A 23676-nucleotide genomic window follows, 5' to 3' on the forward strand; every position below is an offset into this window, starting at 1 on the left:
ACAAACCCCTCCCGATCAGGACTTCTGGAACATGGCGAGCATGCGCCGCGTGACGAGGAAGCCGCCGACGATATTGATGGTGGCGATCAGTACAGACAACGCGGCGAGCGTCACCACCAGCCAGTTGCCCGAACCGATCTGCAAGAGCGCGCCCAGAATGACGATGCCGGAGACGGCATTGGTCACTGCCATCAGCGGCGTGTGCAGCGAATGCGACACGTTCCAGATCACCTGGAACCCGACGAAGCAGGAGAGCATGAACACCACGAAATGGCTCATGAAGCTTGCCGGCGCAAAGGCGCCTACGAGAAGCAACAGGGCCGTGCCGCCTGCAAGCAGCATGCTCTGGTTCTTGGTCTGCGTCTCGAAGGCGGCCATTTCCCGGGCCCGCTTTTCCTCCGGCGTCGGCTCCTTCACCTTTTCCATGGGCTTTTGGGTGGCGATTGCCTTTACCTTGGGCGGTGGCGGCGGATAGGTGATCTCGCCCTGATAGGTGACGGTCGCACCGCGGATGACGTCATCTTCCATGTTGTGGACGATCACCCCATCCTTCCCGGGCGTCAGGTCCGTCAGCATGTGGCGGATATTGGTGGCATAAAGCGTCGAGGCCTGCGCCGCCATGCGACTCGGGAAATCGGTATAGCCGATGACGATCACGCCGCTGTCGGAGACGATCCGCTTATCGGGAACCGTGAGGTCGCAATTGCCGCCGCGTTCGGCCGCCAGATCGATGATCACCGAACCCGGCTTCATCATCGCTACCATGTCGGCAAGCCACAGCTTCGGCGCATCCCGTCCGGGGATCAGGGCGGTGGTGATGACGATGTCGATCTGAGGCGCGAGTTCGCGGAACTTGGCAAGCTGCTTCTCACGGAACTCCGGCGAGGACGGCGTGGCATAGCCGCCGGTCGCGGCGCCATCCTGTTGTTCTTCTCCGAAGTCGAGGAAGACGAATTCCGCCCCCATGGATTCGATCTGCTCGGCCACTTCCGGGCGTACGTCGAAAGCATATGTGACGGCGCCGAGCGACGTTGCCGTACCGATCGCCGCAAGACCGGCGACGCCGGCGCCGATCACCAAGACCTTGGCCGGCGGCACCTTGCCGGCGGCCGTCACCTGGCCGGTGAAGAAACGCCCGAAATTGCTGCCGGCCTCGATCACCGCCCGGTAGCCGGCGATGTTGGCCATCGACGACAGCGCATCCATCTTCTGGGCGCGCGAGATGCGCGGCACCATGTCCATGGCAATCACCGTGGCCCTCTTCCCGCCTATTCCGTGCAGAAGGTCGTAGTTCTGAACAGGATAAAAGAACGAGATCAATGTCTTGTCAGGTGTAAGATATCCAATCTCGAGTTCGATAGGGGGACGGACTTTTACAATGATCTCTGCCGAGGTCCAAAGCGCGGCCTGGGATGGCATGACGTCTGCACCCACAGCGCGATAGGATTCGTCCGAGAATCCTGCCGAAATGCCCGCTCCAGATTCGATCAAACATTCATAGCCAAGATTTTTGAGATGGACCACACTGTCGGGGGTCATCGCAACTCTCGACTCGTCTTCGTGAATCTCTCTTGGAGCGCCCACCTTGATAGCCATTACCGATATTCTCCGAGCCGCCAGTCGCAGCGATGGCCTACCGCAGACCGATAAAACGGCGACGGAACAAGCAGCACGCGGCGGTGGCCGTATATTAGTGGTTGTACTTGTGAAACATTGTCGCGGTCACCCCAGCGTGTAGGCCGCCTTGACGGTGGTGTAGAATTCGCTCGCGTACTTGCCCTGCTCGCGCGGGCCGTAGGACGAGCCCTTGCGGCCGCCGAAGGGGACGTGGAAATCGACGCCGGCGGTCGGCAGGTTGACCATGACCATGCCGGCTTCCGAATTGCGCTTGAAGTGCGTCGCATGTTTCAGGCTGGTGGTCGCGATACCGGCCGAAAGCCCGAACGGCGTGTCATTGGCGATAGCAAGCGCCTCGTCATAATCCTTCGCCCGGATCACCGAGACCACAGGTCCGAAGATCTCTTCGCGCGAAATGCGCATCTGGTTGGTCGCTTCAGTAAACAGCGTCGGCTGCAGGTAGAAGCCGGGCGTGTCGCGGGAAATCACCTCGCCGCCGAAGGCGAGCTTGGCGCCTTCCGACTTGCCGATCGCGATATAGTCGGTATCGGTCTTCAGCTGCCGCTCATCGACGACCGGGCCGATATGGGTGCCGGCCTTCAGCGCGTTATCGACCACCAGCGTCTTCAGCTTCTCTGTTAATGCGGCGACGAACTTGTCGTGAATGCCTTCGGTGACGATCAGCCGCGACGAAGCCGTGCAGCGCTGGCCGGTGGAGAAGAAGCCGGAATTGGCGGCGGCTTCGACGGCGACCGACAGATCGGCATCGTCGAGCACGACCATCGGGTTCTTGCCGCCCATCTCCAGCTGGAACTTGCGGTTATGCTCGATGGAGGCGGCGGCGACACGCCGGCCGGTGCCGGTGGAGCCGGTGAAGGTGATGCTGGCAACATCGGGGCTTTCGAGCATCGCCTGGCCGACGACCGAGCCCTTGCCCATGACGAGGTTCAGAACGCCCTTCGGCAGCCCTGCCCTGTTGAGGATGTCGACGATCGCCCAGGAGCAGGCCGGCACCAGTTCGGCCGGCTTGAAGACGATGGTGTTGCCGTAGCAGAGCGCCGGCGCGATCTTCCAGGCCGGAATGGCGATCGGGAAATTCCAGGGCGTGATGATGCCGATGACGCCGAGCGCCTCGCGGGTGATCTCGACGCCGATGTTCGGGCGAACCGACGGGATGACCTCGCCGGCAAGCCGCAGGGCTTCGCCTGCGAAGAATTCGAAGATCTGCGAAGCGCGGATGACTTCGCCGGTCGCTTCCGGCAGGGTCTTGCCCTCCTCCCGGGCGAGCAGCGCGCCGAGCTCGTCCTTGCGCGCCATGATCTCGTCGCCGGTCTTCTTCAGGATGACGTGGCGTTCCCAGATGCCCGAGCGCGACCAGGCCGGGAAGGCAGCCTTGGCGGCGGCGATGGCGTTTTTGGTGTCTTCGGCGCTGCCGTCGGCATAGAGGCCGACGACTTCGTTCGTATCGGACGGATTGATGTTCTTCGTCGCGTTAGTGCCGACCCATTCGCCGGCGATCAGGTTTTGATAAATGGTCATATCATCAATGCTCACTGTTCTGATCAGCTCCTTACGTCATCCGGAGCGAGCCGCGCGGATCAACTGGCATAGATTTGTATCTTTTGCAATGAATTTGTTAAAAGCTGGCTTTCTCGAAGTGGGGTTCAGGTTGGCCGGTAAATTTGCCGCGGCAGCAAGTCACAAGTGAGGGCCTGCGACGACTTGGTCGAACAACTGCGCCGACCGTGTTCCGTTGCCCAGTCAGTGTAAAAGTTTCGCAGAGCCACATGCGAGCCCTGTTGTCTTTTGCGGTAGCCGGTAACGCAATTCGGCAAGGCGGGCGGATTCACAACGATTAAGCTTGGACACAGAGATCAGTGGAACCGATTATTGTCCGTTGGACCGGGGCAGCCTATGTTCGAGGCAGCCGACGATGTTTCCGTGGCGTACAAACAGGTGAGAGATGACGCGTGTTGAGGATCAAGCCCATGGAACTGAGAGGGGAGTGAACGATGGAGGGCTCGTACTCGTGTCTCGGGAAGAAAGTCCTCCGGAAAAACTGAGCGACGTGGTTTACGACGGAATAGTCGGGCTGATCGCGCGCGGAGATTTAATCTTAAACAGCCGCCTTCCAACGGAAACGGAGCTGGCGACACGATTTGTCGTATCGCGCCCCGTTGTTCGAGAGGCGCTCGGGCGACTTCGCGAGGATGGTGTCATCATCTCCCGGCAAGGGTCCGGCTCTTACGTGAAAAGACAACCGGATATGGCGGTCCTTCAATTCGCGCAAGTTGGATCACTCGCCGATGTGCAGCGGTGTTTCGAATTTCGGGCAGGACACGAGGCCGCCGCCGCCGCACTCGCTGCCGAGAAGTGGCAAGAGGAAGATTTAGAGCGCTTGAGAGTTACTCTTGACCTCCTCGAGCGATGTCTCCGAACTGGAGCAGTCGGGATCGAGGAAGATCGGCATTTTCATGAGGCCGTCGCTCGAGCCACGAGAAACCACTATTATATTTCACTCCAGCTTTCGCTTGCGGCGAACATTGCGACAGGAATAAACATCACCCGTCAGCTTAGTCTGCTGGGGACCTCTGAACGGCTGCGTGCTGTGCAAGCAGAACATGATGCAATTTTCGAGGCTATCCGGCAGCGAGATCAACAGGCTGCCCGCTTGGCCATGCAGCGCCACATCCTCAATGCGCGTCAACGCATGTTTGAGGGGCTGTGAGGCCAGCATCATCGGATGAGCGAAGCCGAGCCAAATCTACTGACTCAGGTGTCGGACCTGGTATCGACAGGAGATGGACGTGCTTTCGCCGGGCGCCAGCCTAATGAGCCCGTGCCTGTCTGCCCCACCTGGAAGGTTGTGCGCATCAATTGCATGGCTGACAGGCTCAAAGCAGAAGAACGGAGCATCCGCCGACGGTGAGAAGGCGATATAGTTTGAAAGCGTGGGCGAAGCCGATATAGCAAGGCCAAGCCCGAACTCGGGCCAGACGACGTCGGCACAGCCATTCCAGCCGACAAACCCGTTATTGATTTTTCGGTGCGGGAGTTGGCGCTGTCTCGAAAAGTCCCAATCCGGAACCTCGTTCGGAGGCAAAAGCTTTTCCGGCAGGTTGGAATCATTGTGTAGCCAAACGCCTTTGGCGGGTGCCGTCAGGAGCATCTCCGCCGTGCGCCGAAGGAAGGGGTGAAACCCCAACCCATACGGCAGGGGGATTTGGCTGCGGCTAATGACGCTCAGAGCCATCACAAGTTCGTAGTCGTAGACCGCATAGGTCATCGTCGCTTCGTAGGCAAAAGGGCCGGGACCGCTGCTTGCAAGTTTGAGCTCAACCAAGTCCGATTGGGCACGGCTCACGATCCATTCGCTTTGAAAACCGTTGCCGTGAATCGGCAGCGGATCTGGAGGTCGATTGGGGAACAGCGGATAAAACGCGCCGTCAAAGGTAAACCCTCCGCCTGAAATGCGATTTGACCAGGGGACCAGCACCATCGAGCAAAGATCAACGGGTGGGGCCCTGCCCGGTCGAGGCACGGGCTGAAACAGGTCCTGCCCATTAAACGCAAACCGAGCCAAACCAGCGCCCCGGGACGGGACGATGTCGGCTCGAAGCGCCGAGCTTTGAATTGAAACTTGCTCTATCATCGTGTTCCCTGCGCTCAACAGCGGAGCGTGTGCTAGCCGCCGCCGTAGCGACCATCAAAAACATATGTATATTTTTGTCAACTCTTGTATTTTTTTGGAAATCATGAAAGGGGTAAATGGCTGGAATTTCCCTGGTCCTCCCAAGACAGGAAACCGAGCCGGCCAATCTTCAGGAGATGTCAATGTCATCAAGGGTCAGGTGGGGAGTGCTGTCGACAGCTGGGATCGGCGCCAAGAAAGTGGTGCCCGCAATCCTGAAGTCGACGATTTCGCAAGTTGTTGCGGTTGCGTCGCGGGATATATCCAAAGCAGACGGCTACATCTCCCGGCTGGGCCTGGGCGGAACGGCCAGGGCGTATGGCAGCTATGAAGAACTCCTCGCCGATCCCAATATCGACGCCATCTATAATCCGCTGCCTAACCACTTGCACGTGCAGATGACGCTGCAGGCGGCTCGTGCGGGAAAGCATGTTCTCTGCGAAAAGCCGGTTGCACTGTCTTTGCAGGAGGCTGAGCAATTGCGGGAGATACCCGAAAATATCGTCTTCGCCGAAGCGTTCATGTTCCGTTACCATCCGCAGTGGCAGCGGGCGCGCGCGATCGTACGGTCAGGTGAATTAGGAGACATGCGCTCCGTGCGCGTTGCCTTCTGCTATTTCAATGACGACCCGGCCAATGTGCGCAACAGGGTCGATGCCGGTGGAGGCACCGTTTACGATGTGGGCTGCTATGCCGTTGCAGCCGCCCGATACCTCTTCGGCTCGGAACCGAGGCGGGTTGTTTCGCTGGTGGATCGAGACCCTGGATTCAAAACAGATCGCCTCATCTCCGTGCTTGCGGATTTCGGTAGTGGACGCCAGTTGGCGTTCACCTGCTCCACACAAACAGTTCGGCATCAGTCGGTCGAAATCATCGGGACAAGAGGGCGTGTCGAAATCGTCATCCCGTTCAACGCTCCGACGGACGACCATACGGCGCTACTCGTGGATCACGGCGCCTCACTTGACGGCACGCTGACACGGCGCGAAATCATGCCGGTCGCCGACCAATATACTGAACAGGCAGACGCGTTCTGCAGAGCGGTTTTGGGGATGGATACGCTCGAATGGGGTGTGGTCGACGCCATCGCCAACACCCGTGTTCTGGAAGCGATTTTCGCAAGCGAGCGGAATGGCGCCTGGCAGGAAGTCTAAAGCGCGATGCCGAATGGTGTGAGCCGTTTCACCGACGCTATGCTATAATCCATTGATATACTGCGCGCCGGTTTGCGCCGTTTGAGACGTTATCGGTTACATCGGCGTGGCCATGCGCCTCGCGCACGCCTCGCCTGTTGATCCGATCAATACAGGACGGCGGACGACGTTATCGAGGCCGTTGGCGCGGGGTGAAGACCACCTTCACTTGTCCGATGTGCGGAGCTTGGGTCCCCCTGCCCGCAGAGCCGCGCACCCCCCAAGGTGCGCGAGCTGCCGGTCAATCCGCGTCAGAAATCAATCGTCTGTCCGCAGCCGGACCACACCGTCATGTTCTTGCATGCAGAAGCCTCCGCCTTGAAAAAACTTTACGACTGCAGGAGTATCGGCTGGCTCGGGATGGAATGCTCCCGGTTCCGCGAAGGCGGCGATTTCATCCTGTGGAGTATAGCCTAGAGCGGTCGCAGCGGAGTTGTCCCACCAGGGTTCGGCGGTTTTCGAGACTCCATAGACGACGTTGCACCGAATTTGCGGATGGTTGAGTCCGATCAGGATGAGCGCCGCCAAGTCTCGGGGGCTCACCCACATTGAGAGCGCTCTTCGATCGCGCGGCCTTGGAGCGGCGTTTCCGATCCGGATCGACAGGGTTTCGATGCCGTGCTTGTCATAGAACATTCCAGCGGTTAGCTCACCCCAGCATTTGCTCAGCCCGTAGCGGGTATCGGGGCGCATCGGCATTTGGGGGTCTACCAGCGTCGTCCTTGGATAGAAGCCGTCGACGTGATTGCTTGAGCCGTAGACGACGCGGCTCACGCCGGACCGGCGTGCAGCCTCGAACACGTTGTAAGTCCCCATCACGTTGACGCGCACGATGGACTCAAGGTCCGTCTCCGAACGGAGGCCGGCCATGTGTACGATGCCGTCGACGCCTGCGAAAGCACTCGTCATGCTGTCGACATCTGTAATGTCGGCTGCATGCCACGTCTCATTTTCCTCAAGCGTGCCCGGGTCGGCGACGTCGACAATCCGGAGTTCGCCAACTTGGCTGGTCATGTACTTTCGTACGGCGCTGCCGATGCTGCCGGATCCGCCGGTCAGTGCGATGGTCTTCATATACGTTGCCCTTTCTTGAGACCCTTCAAGTCCCTGATATCAAATCTGATGTGCAGATCGCGCCCAAGTCCTGCCTGCCCGTGCAGGTCGCGACCGCTGTGCAAGCGCTGCTGTCCGCCGCTATAATGCGTATTATTCGTATCCTGAGTTCTAAAAGGCAGTGCGATGGCAATGACTGCGATGGACGCCAACCTGCCACGTCGGCAATCGAATCCCGGTCCAAATGTTACTGGACGATGCTGTCCGGATCGGCAGGGCTTTGTCGGCTTTCATGGTACGGAAACATCCCGATCTCACTTGGTCATTCGGAGCGCGATACAGCCGCTCAGCCGCGGGCGTACGCAAGGTAAACGCAGCATGCCCATACAATTCCTCTTGTATAAATTTGTCAATAGCTGCTATAAGTTTTGCAAGACGATCAGTCGCTCGCATCCGCGTCCGATAACTTCCGCCCGGCAATGAAGGCGGCTCTGGCGTGAAAACAGCGTCCTGGCTGAATTTGCAACGACCGAACTGACTGTTGCCGCGCAGCGGATATGTTCCCGATGGGCGATGAAGGAGATGGCATGACTATCGATGAGCAGATTGCAGTTCTTGAGACCGAGCTGCTCGAGATACAGCTGCCGCACTTCGATGCAGGCGTTGCCTGGAGGATCGGTGCTTTCATTCACGAGCGGGCCGATACTGCCGGCAAGCGGATCGCCTGTGAGATTTCAAGACCGGGTCAGCAATTATTCTACTTCGCGATGCCCGGAATTGCCCCCGACAGCGAGGCGTGGATACGCAGAAAGCGCAACGTCGTGGAGCGCTTTCACAAGAGTTCCCTGCTCATGAAGTTGCTTGCAGACAAACAGGAAAGGCCACTGCTGGAGCGCTATGCGCTTGCGCCGGGCGATTACTGCGCAAGTGGAGGTGGGGTCCCTATCGTCGTAAAGGGATCTGGATGCCTCGGCGCGGTGACGGTGAGTGGGTTGACACAGTTCGACGACCATGCCCTCGGGGTCGAGGCGCTTCGGAACGTCCTTTCGACGCTTTAGAGCATGTCACGCAAAAGTGTGCGGCGGTTGCGCTAACGACATGCGTAAAAACATAGACCTAAAGCGCGAGGAGCGAAATCTGAAAAGATTGCGACGCGCTTTGGAGCGGGATGATTGTTGGTCGAGTGTCGTATCGGGCGCGACTTTGCCGCGCCGGAAGTCACGGCTCTAGATTTCGGCCCATGCTTGCGTCTTCTCGCTGGCGAAGATGGCGTCCAGCACGCGCATGTTCAGGATGGCATCTTCCACGCCCCATTCCAAAGGCGCTTCCCCTAGCACCGCGCGGCAAAAGGCATTCGCCTGTTCCGTATAATGATCGGTCGCCGGCAGAATTTCTCGCCGCGCAAGACTGCCATCCAAGGTCGCACCGCCGTCTACGACAAGTGCCGTGGGCATGCCGGCCGGAGGATTGAAGGGAATAACAAGTTCGGCCCGTGCCTTTGTCCCCAAAACCTGAATGGATTGCTGGGGTGAGGCCTGCGTCGAGCATATAAAGCTCATCTGCCTGCCTTGATCAAAGTCGATGATCGCGCTCGCCAGGCGGTCCGTACCAAAGTCCGGATCCCTGTCGAGCAGGGCGACTACCCGTTTGGGCTCGCTGCCAAACAGAAAGCGCGAAGCGGTAACGGCATAACATCCGATATCGTAGACGCCGCCGCCGCCGATGTCAGCCTTGTTGCGTACATTTGCCGGATCTGCATTGAAGTAGCTGAAGGTCGCGTGAACCGCGCGTATCTCACCCAGCTCTCCGGATCGGACGATCTCACGCATCCGCAACCATTGCGGATGGAACCGGACCATGAAGGCTTCGTAGAAAACTATGCCTTTCGGAATATGTCGCAGTTGCTCTGCCTCTTTGGCGGTGAGAGCAATCGGTTTTTCGCAGAGGACATGTTTGCCGGCATGGGTCGCTGCCAGTGTCATGGGCACGTGCAAATGGTTCGGAAGCGGATTGTAGATCGCATCGACCTCCGGATTGGCCACCAGCGCATCATAGCTGCCGTGCGCCCTGCAGGCGCTGGTAAGGCCGAGTTCGGCGATGTAATTTTCGGCTGCGGCCCGATCACGGCTCGCGACCGCGACGACTTCTGACAATGGGCTCTTAAGGATGGCTGGAACCACTTGTGTCCGGCCGATCTGAGCGGTCGACATAATACCCCAACGGACTTTCTTCGTCACGATGATGGCCTCCAATGTGTGATGTGGAAAAGGTCGAGGCGGCCGCCGCCGGCCGCGTCACATTTTATTCTCTGCTGTGCAGGCGCCGGTAATTATGAATCGTCGGAGGGAGACCGAACTGTTCGGTTCCATGCGCGGTTGCGACCACGGCGCTGTTGAAAATAGGGAGCTTCGCCAGCGGTCCCGGGTTCGTAATTTTCGACGGTCGGCTGGATCACGATATTGAGCACGCTGGGATGTTTTGCAATTTCGTCCTCGACGATATCAACTCCCAATCCCGGCGTATTCGGCACAAGCAACCGGCCATCCTGGAAAACGGGAGATGCGGTTATCACACGATGCCGACCTTCCCAGTCGTGCTCGACACGCTCAAGCATCAGAGCATTGGGAATGGTTGCCATGACGTGCAGCGCGGCGAACTCTCCGACGGGACCGAGAGAGCCCGAATGGGGTGCCACGGTGATGTAGTGGGCTTCGGCCATTGCCGCCATTTTTTTCATCTGGGTTATGCCGCCGGCACGACCAGTATCTGGCTGAATGACATCGACGAGGTCTCCCTCGATATATGGCAGCATTCCCCAGACGGTGCTGACCCTCTCACCGGCGGCAAGCGGCGTGGTGGTGGCTTCGCGAACCTGCCGGAAGGCGTCAATGCGGTCCGGCGCGACCGGATCTTCATAAAACAGAAGATTGCATGCTTCGAGTTCTCTTCCGATGGCGATCGCATCGGAAACTGTCAGCCAAGGCGGTCCATGCGCATCCACCATAAGGTCGATGTCCATGCCCAGATGTTCGCGAATCCGATACACCGTCTCGACATCGCCAGCCTTGGATATGCCGACTTTCAGTCCCTTGTATCCGAGAGCGACGAGTTCGTCGGCGCGTTCGGTCGTGGAGGCATGAGTATATAGGGGAATGGAGTCACGAAAACGCCCGCCCAGCAAGCTCCACACAGGCTGCCCCGTGATTTTTCCCTTGATATCCCACAGTGCCATCTCGATGCCGGAAAGAGCGCCGCCGCCCACCGTACCGAGGACACCATGGCCCATGATCGCCGTTTGCATTTTGCTCCAGAGCAGGTCGATATGCGTGGGATCCTGCCCCACCAGCAGATTTTCCAGATCCTTGACCGCCCTCTCGACGACACGCGGCCAGCCTGAGCATTCGCCCACCCCATAGGTGCCTTCGTCGGTCAGAACCTTCACGAACAGCCAATTGCGGGACGTTCCCGGATCCCAAACCTTATGTCCTATCTGCCCGGCTTTCGGTTGGGGCACCGAGGTGGCGGCTTGCATAAGATAGGTTCTGATCTCGGTTATCTTCATCATTGCCTCCGTAATCAGCAAGAGCGGCACGGCCGAACTCAACCGTTTCATCTTCGCGATGTTGACTGTCATCAGCGTCGACGCAGGCCTTTGGTGGCGGCGTGCCCGGTCAATCTTTTCTCGGTTCGTCAGCGGAACTTTGGTTCTCCACAGCACCGTTCGACAACCGGACGATTCATATCACCTGTCTTTCCACCTGCTCACAGGGGCGCCCCTCGTATCTGTTTTCGCAATCATCAGCGACCCATCGATGTCGCGTCCATTCGGTCGGTCAGGCAGCGAGGTTACGACCAGGTAGTCCAGATTTTCGCCGCAGAAGGCAGGCATGGTCGGGGCCGTTACTTCGGTCGGATAGGTTTTGAGGATGGCGCCTGTCGGCGAAAAGACGTTGATAACGCCTGCCGATACGCCCGCACTCCAATAGCGGCCCTCGATATCGCATGCGGCACCATCGGGTCGCCCGGCCTGCTCGGAGAGTTCGGCAAAGCGCGTGGGATTTGTCACAGCGCCCGTCGCGGGCGAAAAGTCGTATCGGTTGATCCACGGGCCGGCGGAGTCGGAATGGTACATGATCAGGTGATCCGGCGACCAGGCCAAGCCGTTCGAGACAAACATTCCTCGCTCGATCACACGCGTTATGCGGCCGTCGCCGGTTACGCGGAAAAGGGAACCAATCGACTCGCGGCGCTCGCGCTTGGTGTCCATAGATCCGACCCAAAAAGCTCCATCCGGCCCGGTTTTCCCATCATTAAGCCGGTTTTCAGGCGGCTCTCCCTCGACTCGGACCAACTCCCGAAGCCGTCCCGTTTCCGGATTCAAGACAAGCAGGCTCTTCGGTTGAGAAACAATAAGGTTGCCGCTTTCGCCCAGGCCAATGCTGCCGGCGAGTTCGGGCACTGGCCACGATCTAAACTCAGAGCCGTCAAGCCGAACACTGTTGACCGCAGGCTTACCCATATCCACAAAGAATACGCAGTTGCGCCGGTCGTCCCAGACAGGACTTTCGCCCTTTAAAGCCGCGCTCAGGAGCACATCGAATTTCATACCCATCCTTGAACCTCGCATTCTTGTTTATCACTCGACGGAAAAACTGCGCGTGTGACCTTGCCGCTCAATCGTCCCACGTGGGTGCTTTTGCGGGATTTATGAAGCGTTCCCCTCGGTCCAATCGGCGCATCCGACGTATTTCCTCCTCGCTAAGCTCAAGTGTTTGGGCCGCAAGATTGTCCCGCAGTCGTTGCGGGTTTGTGGAGGCGGGAATAACGATCCGGCCTTCGGCAATGAGAAATGCTAGCGCCACCGTCGCGGGCGACGTGCCATGGCGGTTGGCGATGTCCTGCAGCACGGGATCGGTCGACACCCTGCCTTCCGCAAGCGGCCGATATGCCGTCAATGTCAGGTCGGCAGCCTTGGCATAGGCTGTCATTTTGGGGTTTTGCAGGTAGGGGTGAATTTCAATCTGGTTGGTTGTGAGAGCGCCTTTTCCCAGGAACTCTTCTGCCCGTTTCAGGTAGTCTATGGAAAAATTGGAAACACCGATCATTCGGCTCCAGCCGCGGTCCTTCACTGCTTGAAGGTCTTCCATATAACTTTCAAACGGCACTGCGCCGCTTGTCAGCGGCCAATGCAATAGCAGCAAATCGACCTGTTCCACGCCAAGAAACTCCAGGCTCCGCTCGACGCTGGCAAGGAATTCGGGCCTGGGATAATGGGTATCGCGGACCTTTGTGGTGAGGAAAAATTCGTCGCGCTGCAAACCCGAGCGCTGGATCGCCATTCCTATCGGCGCTTCGCTTCCATAGGCCTGCGCCGTGTCGATATGGCGATAGCCTGCTTCGATAGCCGAAAGTACAGCCTCGGCGCCATCGTCACCGACACGGCCAGAGGTGCCGAGCCCAATCGGCGGGATTCCGGTCTTGTCGAATACAGCCTGTGCTGCGGGGGAAAACGTCGTCATCTCTACTTCCTTCTGGTGCCTCACCGTCCACTGGCCGGCAGTCCCGCCGGCTGAGGCGCCCTAGTGAATTCGCTTGCCGCTGGCCTGGTCGAACAAGTGGGCCTTGCCCTCCGCCAGCCTGACATGCAGCGTATCGCCTGCGGTCGCATTAAGGCGATCGCGGAACAGCGCCTGTAACTCCGTTGCGCCGATCCGCATCGTTACAAGGGTCTCTGATCCCGTGGGTTCCGTGACGATCACCTGGCCGCTGATGCATCCCGTCGCATCATCGCGCACGAGTTCGACATGTTCCGGCCGTATGCCAAGGACGACCTTGCGGCCCGGCTCTCCGCCGGCATGGGGCACTGCGATCTTCATGCCGGTGTTGCAAAGGAATGTGCCATCGGTCTCGAAGGCACCTTCGAACAGGTTCATCGCCGGTGAACCGATGAAGCTGGCGACAAAGATATTCGCCGGTCTGTCATAAAGATCGAGCGGCCGTCCGATTTGCTCGACAACGCCGCCGTGCATGACGACGATGCGATCGGCCATCGTCATCGCCTCAACCTGGTCGTGCGTCACGTAGACGATCGTAGACCCAAGGCGCTGGTGCAGTTCCTTGATCTCCGCACGCATTTGAACGCGCAACTTCGCATCAAGATTGCTGAGCGGCTCATCGAACAGGAATACCGCCGGATTACGAACGATTGCCCGCCCCATCGCAACGCGCTGGCGTTGGCCGCCGGAGAGCTGCTTCGGCTTCCGGTCGAGCAGGTTCGTCAGCGAAAGGATTTCGGCTGCCCGCGTGACGGCTTCCTCAATTTCCGCTTTCGGTCGCCTCGCCAGCTTCAGCGAAAATCCCATGTTCTGAGCAACGGTCATATGCGGATAGAGAGCGTATGACTGAAACACCATCGCGATGTCACGGTCCTTTGGCGCCAATTGATTGACCACGCGACCGCCGATGCCGACGTTTCCGCCGCTTATCGACTCCAGTCCTGCGATCATGCGCAGCAGCGTGGATTTACCGCAGCCGGACGGTCCAACGAGAATGACGAATTCCCCATCTTCTATCTCCGCATCGATACCGTGCAGCACTTGGACCGCGCCATAGGCCTTGACGACAGATTGTATAGAGAGTGAGGCCATCGGATTCCCCTTTGCCGTAGCGGTGATCATGCCGGCGAATGTTTGAATTCATCGATTTATAGAAAAGCCGGCCCGTTTCGTCAATGTCGGTTAGCGAAGTTTGTCTAAAAATGTATTTTTTGATTTCAATCTGACGCAATCTTCACGATCTGTGTCGACAGGCAACATTGCGCAGCTAAGTTCGATGTAAGGTACTAATATAACAGCATCTTTTGTCCCATATGCCGCGCTAGTCCTGTCGTATTTCGATCCTGCGATTTGCTGAAAAGCATATCTGTGCACGACGACAAAAGCCCAGATGGGAAAAGAGGTACGTTCCTCATTGTGTAATTTCAAAAGAACCTGTATATATTGGTTGTCGAGCGGAAGCTTGATGGGTGGATCATTCTGGTCGCCGGTTTTGGGAGGAGCGGAAATATGAAAAGAGCATTGGTAGTTACGGCAATTTCGTCATTTGCATTGACCGCAACGGTGGCTTCGGCCGGCGAGGTCGTCTGGTGGACTCCGAACTGGGGTCAGGCCCGGGCCGAAAAGGCGGCGGCGGACTTTGAAGCCGCCAATCCCGGTATCAAGATCAGGCTGGAGATAACCACCTCCAAGGGATTGCCCGAGCGCGTGGCCACCGCGCTGCAGTCCGGATCCGCGCCCGATATCATAGAGGTGCAGCATGGCTGGGTGAATGGCTACTATCAGTCCGGACTGCTGACATCGCTAGACGACGTCATCCCGGAGAAGTCGGACTTCAATCAAGCGGTCCTCAATCTCGTGACCTTCGATGGGAAAGCCATGGCTATCCCCTATCGCATCGAGTGCCCCGGCGTCCTCTACAACATGGACGACTTCACGGCCGCCGGCCTTGACGCAAACAAGCCGCCCGAAACCTGGGATCAGTGGGTCAAGGCAGCGAAGGCGCTGACGAAGGACGGCAAGTTCGGAATGGCCATTACCGGCGGCGGCGAAGTTGGGAATACCGTGACGCGCTCGATGCCGCTGGTTTGGATGAACGGCGGCAACATCATCAGCGACGATGGCAAGACGGCGACCATCAATTCGCCGGCGGCCGTTGAGGCCATAAAGTTCTACACCGATTTCTACCGGAACGGTTATTCGCCGGATTCGACGCTGCAAAACGACGGCACTGCCAACAGGCAGCTTTTCATCGCCGGCAAGGTCTCGATGTTCCAATCGGGCTCATATGACCTCGCTCCGATTTCCAAGGGCAACCCGGCCATCAAAGTTGGCATCATGCCCCCGCCGCATCCGGAAGGAAAGTCGACGTCATGTGTTCTGGGCGGCTGGAGCTACGTTGTGCCGTCCGGCGCCAAGAATCCCGAAGAGGCCAAGAAATTCCTTGCGTTCATGAACACGACGGAGATGCAGGGGTCCTTCACCGACACCTTTCCGGCAAGGCTCTCGTCTCTGAAGGTGCCGCGCTACGATGATCCGCAGCTGAAGCAGTTTATCGCATTCCTCGAGACCGGACGGCCCTATCCCGTCAATGTGCATTGGGTGCAAATCGCCCAGGCCTTGTTTGATGGCATCCAGCGGATCCTCAGTGGCGAGCAGGACGCTCAGACCGCCATGGATGAGGCAAATGCGGAAATCCAGGCATTGTTGGACAGTTAAACCGATTTGCCGGTTGGCCCATGCCTACGGAGCGGGGGTCACCCCGCTTACCATCGCCGCCTTTGAATCCTGAAGCAGGGCGGCGGTGAAGGGGCAGCAGGAATGCGCTGCTGCTGCTCCTTACCTCTTCGGCGTCACCGGCGCTGAGGCTGATGGGTCAATCTTGCAAGCGTCGTAACGGATACACATCATGAATCGAACCTATGTAGGTCTTCTCTTCATCCTGCCGGCGATGGCCGTTCTGGCGATGCTTATCGCCTTTCCCATCGTTTATACGATTTACCTGAGCGCAGTTGATGCAAACGGGGTGCTGACGAGCAAAAACTTCGTCAATGCCTTGCGTCCTCCCGCTACTGCGCGGGCTTTCATAAACCTCGTCGTCTTTGTCGGCGGGTCGATCGTCTTCCAGGTTGTTTTCGGCACGCTGACAGCGATTCTCCTCAACCAGAACTTCCCGGGGCGCACGATCGTCCGTTCGGTCACCCTCATACCGTGGGTGGTTCCCGGTATCGTCGCTGCCACGACCTGGGCTTGGATGTTCCATACCGAATTTGGCATCATCAACTATATGCTGACCGACTCCGGCGTGATTTCGGCTCCGATTGGCTGGCTGACAAATAAAGACACGGTTATGCCGGTTTTGATTGCGATCAACGTCTGGAAACTCTTTCCCTTCGTGGCAATCATGGTGCTTGCCGGTCTGCAGGCCATTCCAGCCGAACTCTATGAAGCTGCGAAGATTGACGGCGCCCATTTCTGGGAAGAGGTTTTGCACATCACGCTGCCTCAGGTTCGTCCTGTTCTTGTCACCGTCACCCTGCTGCTTGTGATCTGGGGACTGAATTCAATTACTTTGATCTATTCGATTACGGGCGGCGGTCCGGCAAACCGGACGCTCATCACTCCCATCCAGATCTTCAGGCTGGCGTTTGAAAGTTTCCAGTTCAACACGGCGGCCGCTCTCTCTGTGCTCTTTGTCGGGGTGGCGGCGGTAGTCGTTGCAATCTACATGTGGGTTATCCAGAAGACGGGAGAGGCAAGATGAGCACACAGGCCGGTATGAAACAAAGCAAGTCGTTCTACCTCGTGGTTGCGATCGCCTCGGCTATCATCATTTTCATTACCTTGTTCCCGTTCGTCTGGATGGCGTTGTCGTCCGTCAAGCAACTTGGCGAACTCTACACGGTGCCGCCTCACTGGATACCCGATCACCCGACGATGCAAAATTTCGTCAAGGTGTTCACCGAGTCGAATATCCCGCGCTACTTTCTGAACAGCGTCGTCATATCGGTCGGGTCAACAGCCCTGGCCTTGATGCTCGCAATATTTGCATCGTACGGCTTTGCGCGCTTCAACTTTACCGGAAAGAAGTTCTTCCAATCCTTTGTGTTGGTCGGGCAGCTCCTTCCAACCGCCGCAATTATCGTCCCGCTTTTCATAACACTTCGCGTGCTGGGCCTGATGAATACATATTGGGGGCTGATTCTGGTCTACACGATCATCACGCTGCCGCTCAGCGTCTATATGCTGACCAGTTATTTCCAGGCCATCCCCGTGGAGTTGGAAGAGGCCGCCGTCATAGATGGAGCCAGCCGCCTCGGGGTTCTGTTTCGAATAACCCTGCCTCTGTCGTTGCCTGGGATTGTCGCTGTGCTGGTCTATGCCTTTGTGACGACGTGGAATGAATTCATCTTCGCACTTTGCTTCGCGACCGATTCCTCAGTGAAGACACTTCCCATCGGGCTCGTCGAGTTCTCCACGGAGTTCACGACCGATTGGGGCGCCGTCATGGCGGCCTCGATGGTGATGACACTGCCCGTGGCGCTGTTGTTCGTCGCCTTCCAACGGCTCTTTGTGGGCGGATTGACGTCAGGTGCCACCAAAGGGTAGCGGCTCACGGGGTTCGCAAATTCCCTGCACGACGACGTGATGGCTTATCGTTACGTCGTCGTCTGCAAAGGTCCGCTGCTGACAGGGTCTAGCTCACGGATGGGGCGGTACTCAACGGCTCTTCGCGATAAGGCTCGGCGTTTCCAGTTGCTCGCTGCCTAGGCAATAGCGCCCAAGATCGAGATCATGCAGGCGAGAATTGAACGGGTTGGCGAATGCCGCAACATAGGCGCGATCTTGCAGCATAAGGCTCCGCCTGGCAGATGGATTGGAGGTCGGTGTGTTCGACGAAAAGCGTTTAAAGTTGCTTGGATGGAAGGCCCGCGACTGACTTGGTTCAGCGACAGCGCGGATGAGCGCAGGCTTCTGACGGGGCTCAAGCCAAGCCGCTGGTTGACAGTGAAATCGGAGCTTTTTGCCCTGATGTGAGGCGCGTCTTGCGCGCCTCATGCCATCACATCATGAGGCGGCGGCTCTCGCCGACCGCCGCCAAATTGACAATTGTGGGCTCGTCCGTTTGGAGAAATTCAGATGCAGCCGAATGTCCGCCGGATATTGCTAGCGCGCGAAAGCGCCACTGCCGATTTCGGCGATATATCTGCCGAGTTGATAGTCTTAGCGCCCTACCCGTTCGCGCCATTGCTTGAAATCCGCGAGGGATTGCTCTGCAGTCGCGGGGTAAAGGCCGATGATCGAGCGGCCGCGGAGCACCTCGTCCGTGACGAAATCTTCGTAGGCGGTCATCTCGGTCGCTTCATCGGCAATCTCGTCTGCGAGTGCCGCGGGTATGACGACGACACCTTCGGCATCCCCTACGATCACGTCTCCCGGAAATACTGCCGTATCGCCACAGCCGATGGGTACGTTGATGTCGATGGCTTGGTGGAGCGTCAGGTTCGTGGGAGCGGCGGGTCGATTGTGGTAGGCGGGGATTTCGAGCTTTTCGATATCCGGCGTATCGCGGAATCCGCCATCGGTCACGATTCCCGCCACACCGCGGACCATCAGCCGGGAAATCAGGATCGAACCAGCCGATGCAGCGCGGGCATCCTTGCGGCTGTCGATAACCAGTACCGCTCCGGGCGGGCAAATCTCGACACATTTGCGCTGTGGATGTTCCGGATCGCGAAACACCTCCAACTGATTGAGGTCTTCCCTGGCCGGCATATACCGCAGTGTGAAAGCTTCGCCGACCATCGTGCCGGACTGCCGGTTAATCCGATGAACATCCTGCACCCACTGGTTGCGGAGGCCGCGTTTGTACAGAGCTGTCATCAGCGTTGGCGTAGAAACGAGTTTGAGTTTCTCGCGCGTTTCCGGTTTCAGATTGGTCAAGATAGGTGCTCCTGGAATAACCGTTATTTTGCGGCCGCTTCGCCACGTTCTAAGCTTATGGAAGAAAAATGCATCAAGGTGCTGCCGTTCAGCTTCCTCGACATTGAGATCAAAGCATCGTCCGTTGGTTGAGACGGCTTACAGATTCCTCAAGCCGATCGTTTTGCCCGTTTCGCCACAGATCAATGACAGTTCCTGTTGGACAGGCGCCTCAAACAACAAATAACAAATTATGGATATACGTCAATAGTTGTTCTATTGTGACATTCAGTTTTTAGACAGAACGCGGCGCGTTCAGAAGGGCCCGCACGCGCGAAGACAGCCGAGCGGCGGACGCTGCGAGGCGCAGCGAGCGGTTGGGAAAACTGTCAAAGCAAACACGTGCGACCGCGCCCTCATTTGAGCGAGAAGCCCATTGCTTCAGGTTTCCGTCGTCGGCTTACAGGGCTTGATCGTAGAGGTCACGATCAAGATCATTGCCGGTTGGGTACCAATGCCTTGTCGACTTCTTGCAGCGGAGCAGATGTTGCCTCATCGCAGTTCTGGCCGCTTCGGCGTTCCGATCTCGAATTGCCTCATACACCAGCCGATGTTGGGTATTAATCGCCGCCATCTTCTCTTCAAGCACCACGTAGGATGCCGTGCGTGCAAGTAGCATTCCGTCATAAATGCTTTCTCGGAGTGACTGCAACGCGCTGACAAAATAGTCATTATGAGAGGCACGGGCCACCTGCAGGTGGAAGGCGAAATCTTCATCGAGCCCCAACTGGCCCCCCGTGCGCAGGCCCTCCATCTCATCCAGGGTCCGCGCAAGAAGGGCGAGATCCTCGGCGGTTCTCACTCGCGCCGCCGCCGCCGCCGCCTCGCCTTCCAGGCCAACGCGGAAGTCGAAGCAATTCTTCGGGGATGCTACGTTTGATTTGGTAAGCGCGACCATGATGCTCCTCCACATCGTGAATTAGTACAATCGCATTTAATCGCTGTCATGGCGATGTTCCAGCATGCGTCAGAAATTCGCCTGCCTCGCCCATCAATCTTGCTCGCTCCCAGCTCAAATGCGCACGCATTGCATCGCGGGCGTTGGAAGGATCCCTCGCCTTGATGGCCGTTACGACCGCGTGGTGCTGTTCGTGAATTCCACTGAGAAAATCGCCTCGTAGGTCGGCAAAATTCCAAGCCAGACCGATCCCCGTCCGGATATTATCCCGCAGAGACTTCAAAGTGTTGATGTAGAACGGATTGTTGGTGCTTTCGGCGATTGCGAGATGAAAGCCGAAATCGTTCTCCGAAAGCAGTTCGAGCTCGCCCGTCTTTTCCAGCCGCATCGCAGCCGCCGAAATCTTGACCAGCGATGCATCACTGCATCCGGCAGCGGCCATGGCGGCAGCTTCCCCCTCAACCCCTTCTCGGAATTTCAAAAAGGACTTCAGATCGGCAATGCTGCCGATGGCCGGGAACTGCACTTGAGGTTCGCGCTCGATGTTGCAAACGAAGCTCCCGGAGCCTTGCCGCGATTGTATCAATCCGCCCTCGCGAAGCCTGGCGAGCGCTTGGCGTACGACCGGCCGGGATATTCCAAAATGCTTGGCCAGCTCGACTTCGGACGGCAACCGCATCCGTGGCGGCCAGCTTCCGTCCCGTATGAGACGCAGCATGTCTTTGTAAACGGTGTCTGTCAGGCTCGAGCTCCGGATGAGTCCCAGAGGCGGTCGTTCATCCACTGGCAACCTTGTCATACCTTCCAAATATTTGTCTTCGCCTGCCGGCTCGAAGCCTTGCCTAAACCGTACAGAACTCTAACTCGTCTGAATTTGATTGGCTGATTATCAGCAATTTTTGCCGCGCGTCCACTGTTTTTAGGGCTTTTGTGCGGAGAAACCTCCCCGAGAGTGATTTAAGTTGACATTAATTTGTAATTTGTGCGATCAACTTGTACAAATTTGAGCGTCGTTCATGTAGGTCGACGCTGTTCGCAAAGGATCAGAGATATGACAGAGATCGCCTTCATCGGCCTGGGAACGATGGGCTGCCCCATGGCGGGACGCCTTATTCGCGCGGGACACACGCTTCGCCTGAATAGAGTGAAGGAAGCTTCCCGGCATCTGATCGCGCTGGGCGGGCGCGCCGAAGCCTCGCCTGCGCTCGCTGCGGAGGGCGCCGAGGTTATCATCCTCATGCTGCCGGATACGCCTGACGTCGAGCAGGTTTTGTTTGGCTCTGGTGGTGTCGCGTCCAGTCTTTCCCCTGGCGCTCTGGTCATTGATATGAGCTCCATCGATCCGGTCGCGACGCGCGAGTTTGCCAAGCGCGTGCGAGAGCAAGGAGGGCATTATCTGGACGCGCCCGTCTCGGGAGGCGAGATCGGGGCGAAGGGTGGCACTCTTTCCATTATGGTCGGTGGTGAGGCGGAGCAGTTCAATCGCGCCCTGCCCCTGTTCGAAATCCTTGGGAAGAACATCAACCTGATCGGCGAAAATGGTGCGGGGCAAGTTGCAAAGGTCGCAAACCAGATCATCGTCGCTCTCACCATCGAGGGCGTCAGCGAGGCATTGCTGTTGGCACAGCGTGCCGGAGTGGCGCCGGACAAAGTCCGTCAGGCGCTGCTCGGAGGTTTTGCTCAGTCGCGCATCCTCGAGGTGCACGGCCAGCGCATCATCGACAAGAGTTTTTCACCCGGCTTCGCCATTCGTCTTCACCGCAAAGACCTCAATCTCGCTGCCAACGCTGCGCGCGCCCTTCAGTTGGACCTGCCCAATACCACTGCAACGTTAAAAATGATGGACGATGCCGTGGCGCAGGGAAATGGCGACCGGGATCATTCGGCCCTCTTCCTGACGTTGGAGGCGAAATCCGCGCAGGACGCCGCACAAGGCAGCACCTGATGGTTGGGCGCCGTCCTGTCGGAACGTCGCCTGGCAAAATCTCATCCGCACGTAGATCTGTGACGTTGTGCTGAAAGGGTCGGGGCGCACGATGATGGAAGAAGCGATACGATCAGCGCCGAAACGGCGATACGCTCTTCAGCCGGTGGCACCTCCACACTCCCATCAGATCCGCGGCGTGTCATAGTCGGTGAAAGCCAGGTAGAGCGACGCCAAGGGCTGGACGCCTAGTTGGCTTTGCTGCCGTGGTTCGCCGGCCTGGACCGCTGGTCCATTGCTGTCAGCTGACAACCGCTCCATCGGTGATGAATTCGCAGAGCAAAGGACCGGCATGAATCTCTGGGCAACCTATGTTGCCGATTGCCGCCAGCCCGATGCCGAAAATTAACGATAGCCACGCCCTGTCAAAACGACATTGCCGCCGCGCCATAATCATCAATTGGGGCTGTTGAACATCCTGCGATATCATCCCTGTTCGGAAGCTATACCAGCTTCGGCGGCGACTGGCGGCGGCACGGTGTTGCAGATCCCCCGGTCGGTTGGCCGCACATATCATGAGTTCGGCAGACGTCCGTCCGTGACTATTTCATCAGAGCGATCGGTCGCCCTTTTTGGGGACCGTTAAGCGCTTCTCTGCCGGAGCAGGTGGAGCTGATTGACGGACGAGTAGAGGACAGGATGCTGATCCATCTTATCAATCAGTCCGGAGCCAGGCGGGAATCATTCGGGCCGCATATTCCAATCGTAAGCGTCCGGTGAGCCTCGTTTGCTTGTTTCCGGGATGTCTCCGCCGACGCGGCTCGAAGGAGCCCAACTCATCATCGAGGTGCCGTCACTCGACCTGTTCGAAGTGTGCATGTCAACACGTCTAGCTAATGCATGTCGCCCGGAACCGCAGCGCGTTTCGGGCCACATCAGTCAAGCGTGTTCCACGACTGCGGGAGAGGAGGCAAGGAGGGTGCGGGTGTATTCATCGATTGGATTGTCGAAAACCATATTGGTGAGTCCAGCTTCGACAAATCGCCCGCGATTCATGACGGCGACCTTGTGCGCGACGAGCCGGACCAAAGGCAGGTCGTGCGAAATGAAAATATAGGCGAGATCGCGTCGTTCCTGCAGCGTCATTAGAACTTTGATGACTTGTGCCTGAACCGAAACATCCAGCGCCGACACCGGCTCGTCGAGGATCAGGATCTTGGGTTCAAGGGCAAGTGCCCGAGCGATCGCCACCCGCTGCCTTTGTCCGCCCGACATCTGGTTCGGATAGTAGCTTGAGAAATGCTTGGGCAAATTGACTTCCGCAAGGAGTGCATCAATGCGCGCCGCCCGCCCGGATTTTTCCACCACACCCGGATGGATCTCCCAGGGTTCCGAGATCAGCTGCGCCACGGTTCGCCGCGGGTGAAGCGAGGCATAGGGGTCTTGGAAAACCATTTGCAGGTATCGGCGTTGGCGCTGCATTTCGGCGCGCGGCAGTGTCAGCAGGTCCCGCCCTTCAAACAGGACGGAGCCGCTGTCGGCATCCAGAAGCCTGAGTAGCGTGCGTGCAAGTGTCGATTTGCCCGAGCCGGATTCCCCGACGACCGCCAGGCACTCCCCGGGATTGAGCGAGAAGCTGATATCGTCGACCGCGACGATCGGGCCGGGCTTTCCGCCGCGGCCGCCAAACGTCTTGCGAAGATCCCGAACCTCCAGCAAAGGAGATTTGAATTCGGCCTTGTGATCATTCATCACAATACTTC

The 23676-nt window shown here is 57.9% G+C and carries 21 protein-coding genes; 7 read left to right on the forward strand and 14 right to left on the reverse strand.

The annotated features are described in order from the left end of the window. Positions 1 to 15 precede the first annotated feature (15 nt). Positions 16 to 1590 carry a Re/Si-specific NAD(P)(+) transhydrogenase subunit alpha gene (locus AMK00_RS29920; protein ID WP_064813234.1) on the reverse strand — a complete coding sequence of 525 codons (1575 nt, stop codon included), beginning with the start codon at positions 1588 to 1590 and terminating at the stop codon, positions 16 to 18. A gap of 132 nt (positions 1591 to 1722) precedes the next feature. Further along, positions 1723 to 3156: an aldehyde dehydrogenase family protein gene (locus AMK00_RS29925; protein ID WP_064812986.1), complete on the reverse strand. Its 1434-nt coding sequence runs from the start codon at positions 3154 to 3156 to the stop codon at positions 1723 to 1725. A gap of 490 nt (positions 3157 to 3646) precedes the next feature. Between AMK00_RS29925 and AMK00_RS29930 the strand changes: the two genes are divergently transcribed. Then, a complete protein-coding gene (locus AMK00_RS29930; RefSeq protein WP_064813236.1) occupies positions 3647 to 4345 on the forward strand; it encodes a FadR/GntR family transcriptional regulator in 699 nt (232 codons plus the stop codon). Between the two features lie 36 nt (positions 4346 to 4381). Here AMK00_RS29930 and AMK00_RS29935 read toward each other — a convergent pair whose 3' ends face one another. After that, complete coding sequence (locus tag AMK00_RS29935; RefSeq protein WP_064812988.1) at positions 4382 to 5269, reverse strand: aldose 1-epimerase; 888 nt, start codon at positions 5267 to 5269, stop codon at positions 4382 to 4384. 182 nt (positions 5270 to 5451) lie between these two features. Between AMK00_RS29935 and AMK00_RS29940 the strand changes: the two genes are divergently transcribed. Beyond that, positions 5452 to 6462 (forward strand): Gfo/Idh/MocA family protein, encoded by a 1011-nt coding sequence (locus tag AMK00_RS29940; RefSeq protein WP_064813237.1) that lies wholly within the window; start codon positions 5452 to 5454, stop codon positions 6460 to 6462. 297 nt (positions 6463 to 6759) lie between these two features. Here AMK00_RS29940 and AMK00_RS29945 read toward each other — a convergent pair whose 3' ends face one another. Continuing rightward, entirely contained in the window at positions 6760 to 7575 is an 816-nt protein-coding gene (locus AMK00_RS29945; protein WP_054185871.1) for an NAD-dependent epimerase/dehydratase family protein, read from the reverse strand. A gap of 566 nt (positions 7576 to 8141) precedes the next feature. Here AMK00_RS29945 and AMK00_RS29950 point away from each other — a divergent pair. After that, positions 8142 to 8612, forward strand: a complete 471-nt coding sequence (locus AMK00_RS29950; RefSeq protein ID WP_054185881.1) for a heme-degrading domain-containing protein — start codon at positions 8142 to 8144, stop codon at positions 8610 to 8612. A gap of 168 nt (positions 8613 to 8780) precedes the next feature. Here AMK00_RS29950 and AMK00_RS29955 read toward each other — a convergent pair whose 3' ends face one another. From AMK00_RS29955 to AMK00_RS29975, 5 genes are all read right to left on the reverse strand, one after another. Next, complete coding sequence (locus AMK00_RS29955; RefSeq protein WP_237350530.1) at positions 8781 to 9791, reverse strand: Gfo/Idh/MocA family protein; 1011 nt, start codon at positions 9789 to 9791, stop codon at positions 8781 to 8783. A 92-nt stretch (positions 9792 to 9883) separates the two neighbouring features. Further along, positions 9884 to 11116, reverse strand: a complete 1233-nt coding sequence (locus AMK00_RS29960) for a mandelate racemase/muconate lactonizing enzyme family protein (protein WP_064813239.1) — start codon at positions 11114 to 11116, stop codon at positions 9884 to 9886. Positions 11117 to 11296: 180 nt separating this feature from the next. Then, positions 11297 to 12166, reverse strand: a complete 870-nt coding sequence (locus tag AMK00_RS29965; RefSeq protein WP_064812992.1) for an SMP-30/gluconolactonase/LRE family protein — start codon at positions 12164 to 12166, stop codon at positions 11297 to 11299. A gap of 61 nt (positions 12167 to 12227) precedes the next feature. Beyond that, positions 12228 to 13073 (reverse strand): aldo/keto reductase, encoded by an 846-nt coding sequence (locus AMK00_RS29970; protein ID WP_064812994.1) that lies wholly within the window; start codon positions 13071 to 13073, stop codon positions 12228 to 12230. A 60-nt stretch (positions 13074 to 13133) separates the two neighbouring features. Beyond that, positions 13134 to 14201, reverse strand: a complete 1068-nt coding sequence (locus AMK00_RS29975; protein WP_064812996.1) for an ABC transporter ATP-binding protein — start codon at positions 14199 to 14201, stop codon at positions 13134 to 13136. A 417-nt stretch (positions 14202 to 14618) separates the two neighbouring features. Between AMK00_RS29975 and AMK00_RS29980 the strand changes: the two genes are divergently transcribed. The 3 genes from AMK00_RS29980 (at position 14619) to AMK00_RS29990 (ending at position 17717) form a co-directional block, all read left to right on the forward strand. Continuing rightward, positions 14619 to 15827 carry an ABC transporter substrate-binding protein gene (locus AMK00_RS29980; protein ID WP_064812998.1) on the forward strand — a complete coding sequence of 403 codons (1209 nt, stop codon included), beginning with the start codon at positions 14619 to 14621 and terminating at the stop codon, positions 15825 to 15827. 190 nt (positions 15828 to 16017) lie between these two features. Then, the gene (locus tag AMK00_RS29985) at positions 16018 to 16872 is read left to right on the forward strand and encodes a carbohydrate ABC transporter permease (RefSeq protein ID WP_064813000.1); all 855 of its coding nucleotides are present in this window, start codon (positions 16018 to 16020) and stop codon (positions 16870 to 16872) included. Then, positions 16869 to 17717, forward strand: a complete 849-nt coding sequence (locus AMK00_RS29990) for a carbohydrate ABC transporter permease (RefSeq protein ID WP_082240402.1) — start codon at positions 16869 to 16871, stop codon at positions 17715 to 17717. Before AMK00_RS29985 ends, AMK00_RS29990 begins: the two co-directional genes overlap by 4 nt. 111 nt (positions 17718 to 17828) lie before the next feature. Here AMK00_RS29990 and AMK00_RS33485 read toward each other — a convergent pair whose 3' ends face one another. The 4 genes from AMK00_RS33485 to AMK00_RS30005 all read right to left on the reverse strand — a co-directional run bounded on the left by AMK00_RS33485 (position 17829) and on the right by AMK00_RS30005 (position 20773). Beyond that, positions 17829 to 17963, reverse strand: coding sequence for a hypothetical protein (locus AMK00_RS33485; RefSeq protein ID WP_257784637.1), 135 nt, complete (start codon positions 17961 to 17963; stop codon positions 17829 to 17831). Positions 17964 to 18332: 369 nt separating this feature from the next. Then, a complete protein-coding gene (locus AMK00_RS29995) occupies positions 18333 to 19052 on the reverse strand; it encodes a ribonuclease activity regulator RraA (RefSeq protein WP_064813002.1) in 720 nt (239 codons plus the stop codon). A gap of 439 nt (positions 19053 to 19491) precedes the next feature. Further along, positions 19492 to 19989, reverse strand: coding sequence for a FadR/GntR family transcriptional regulator (locus tag AMK00_RS30000; protein WP_064813004.1), 498 nt, complete (start codon positions 19987 to 19989; stop codon positions 19492 to 19494). Positions 19990 to 20035: 46 nt separating this feature from the next. Then, the gene (locus AMK00_RS30005) at positions 20036 to 20773 is read right to left on the reverse strand and encodes a FadR/GntR family transcriptional regulator (RefSeq protein WP_190241290.1); all 738 of its coding nucleotides are present in this window, start codon (positions 20771 to 20773) and stop codon (positions 20036 to 20038) included. A 267-nt stretch (positions 20774 to 21040) separates the two neighbouring features. Between AMK00_RS30005 and AMK00_RS30010 the strand changes: the two genes are divergently transcribed. Beyond that, positions 21041 to 21934 carry a 2-hydroxy-3-oxopropionate reductase gene (locus AMK00_RS30010; protein ID WP_064813008.1) on the forward strand — a complete coding sequence of 298 codons (894 nt, stop codon included), beginning with the start codon at positions 21041 to 21043 and terminating at the stop codon, positions 21932 to 21934. Between the two features lie 918 nt (positions 21935 to 22852). Here AMK00_RS30010 and AMK00_RS30020 read toward each other — a convergent pair. After that, the gene (locus AMK00_RS30020; protein WP_064813012.1) at positions 22853 to 23665 is read right to left on the reverse strand and encodes an ATP-binding cassette domain-containing protein; all 813 of its coding nucleotides are present in this window, start codon (positions 23663 to 23665) and stop codon (positions 22853 to 22855) included. Positions 23666 to 23676: the final 11 nt, after the last annotated feature.

Origin of the sequence: Rhizobium sp. N621, assembly GCF_001664325.1 — a bacterium.
GTDB lineage: Bacteria > Pseudomonadota > Alphaproteobacteria > Rhizobiales > Rhizobiaceae > Rhizobium > Rhizobium esperanzae.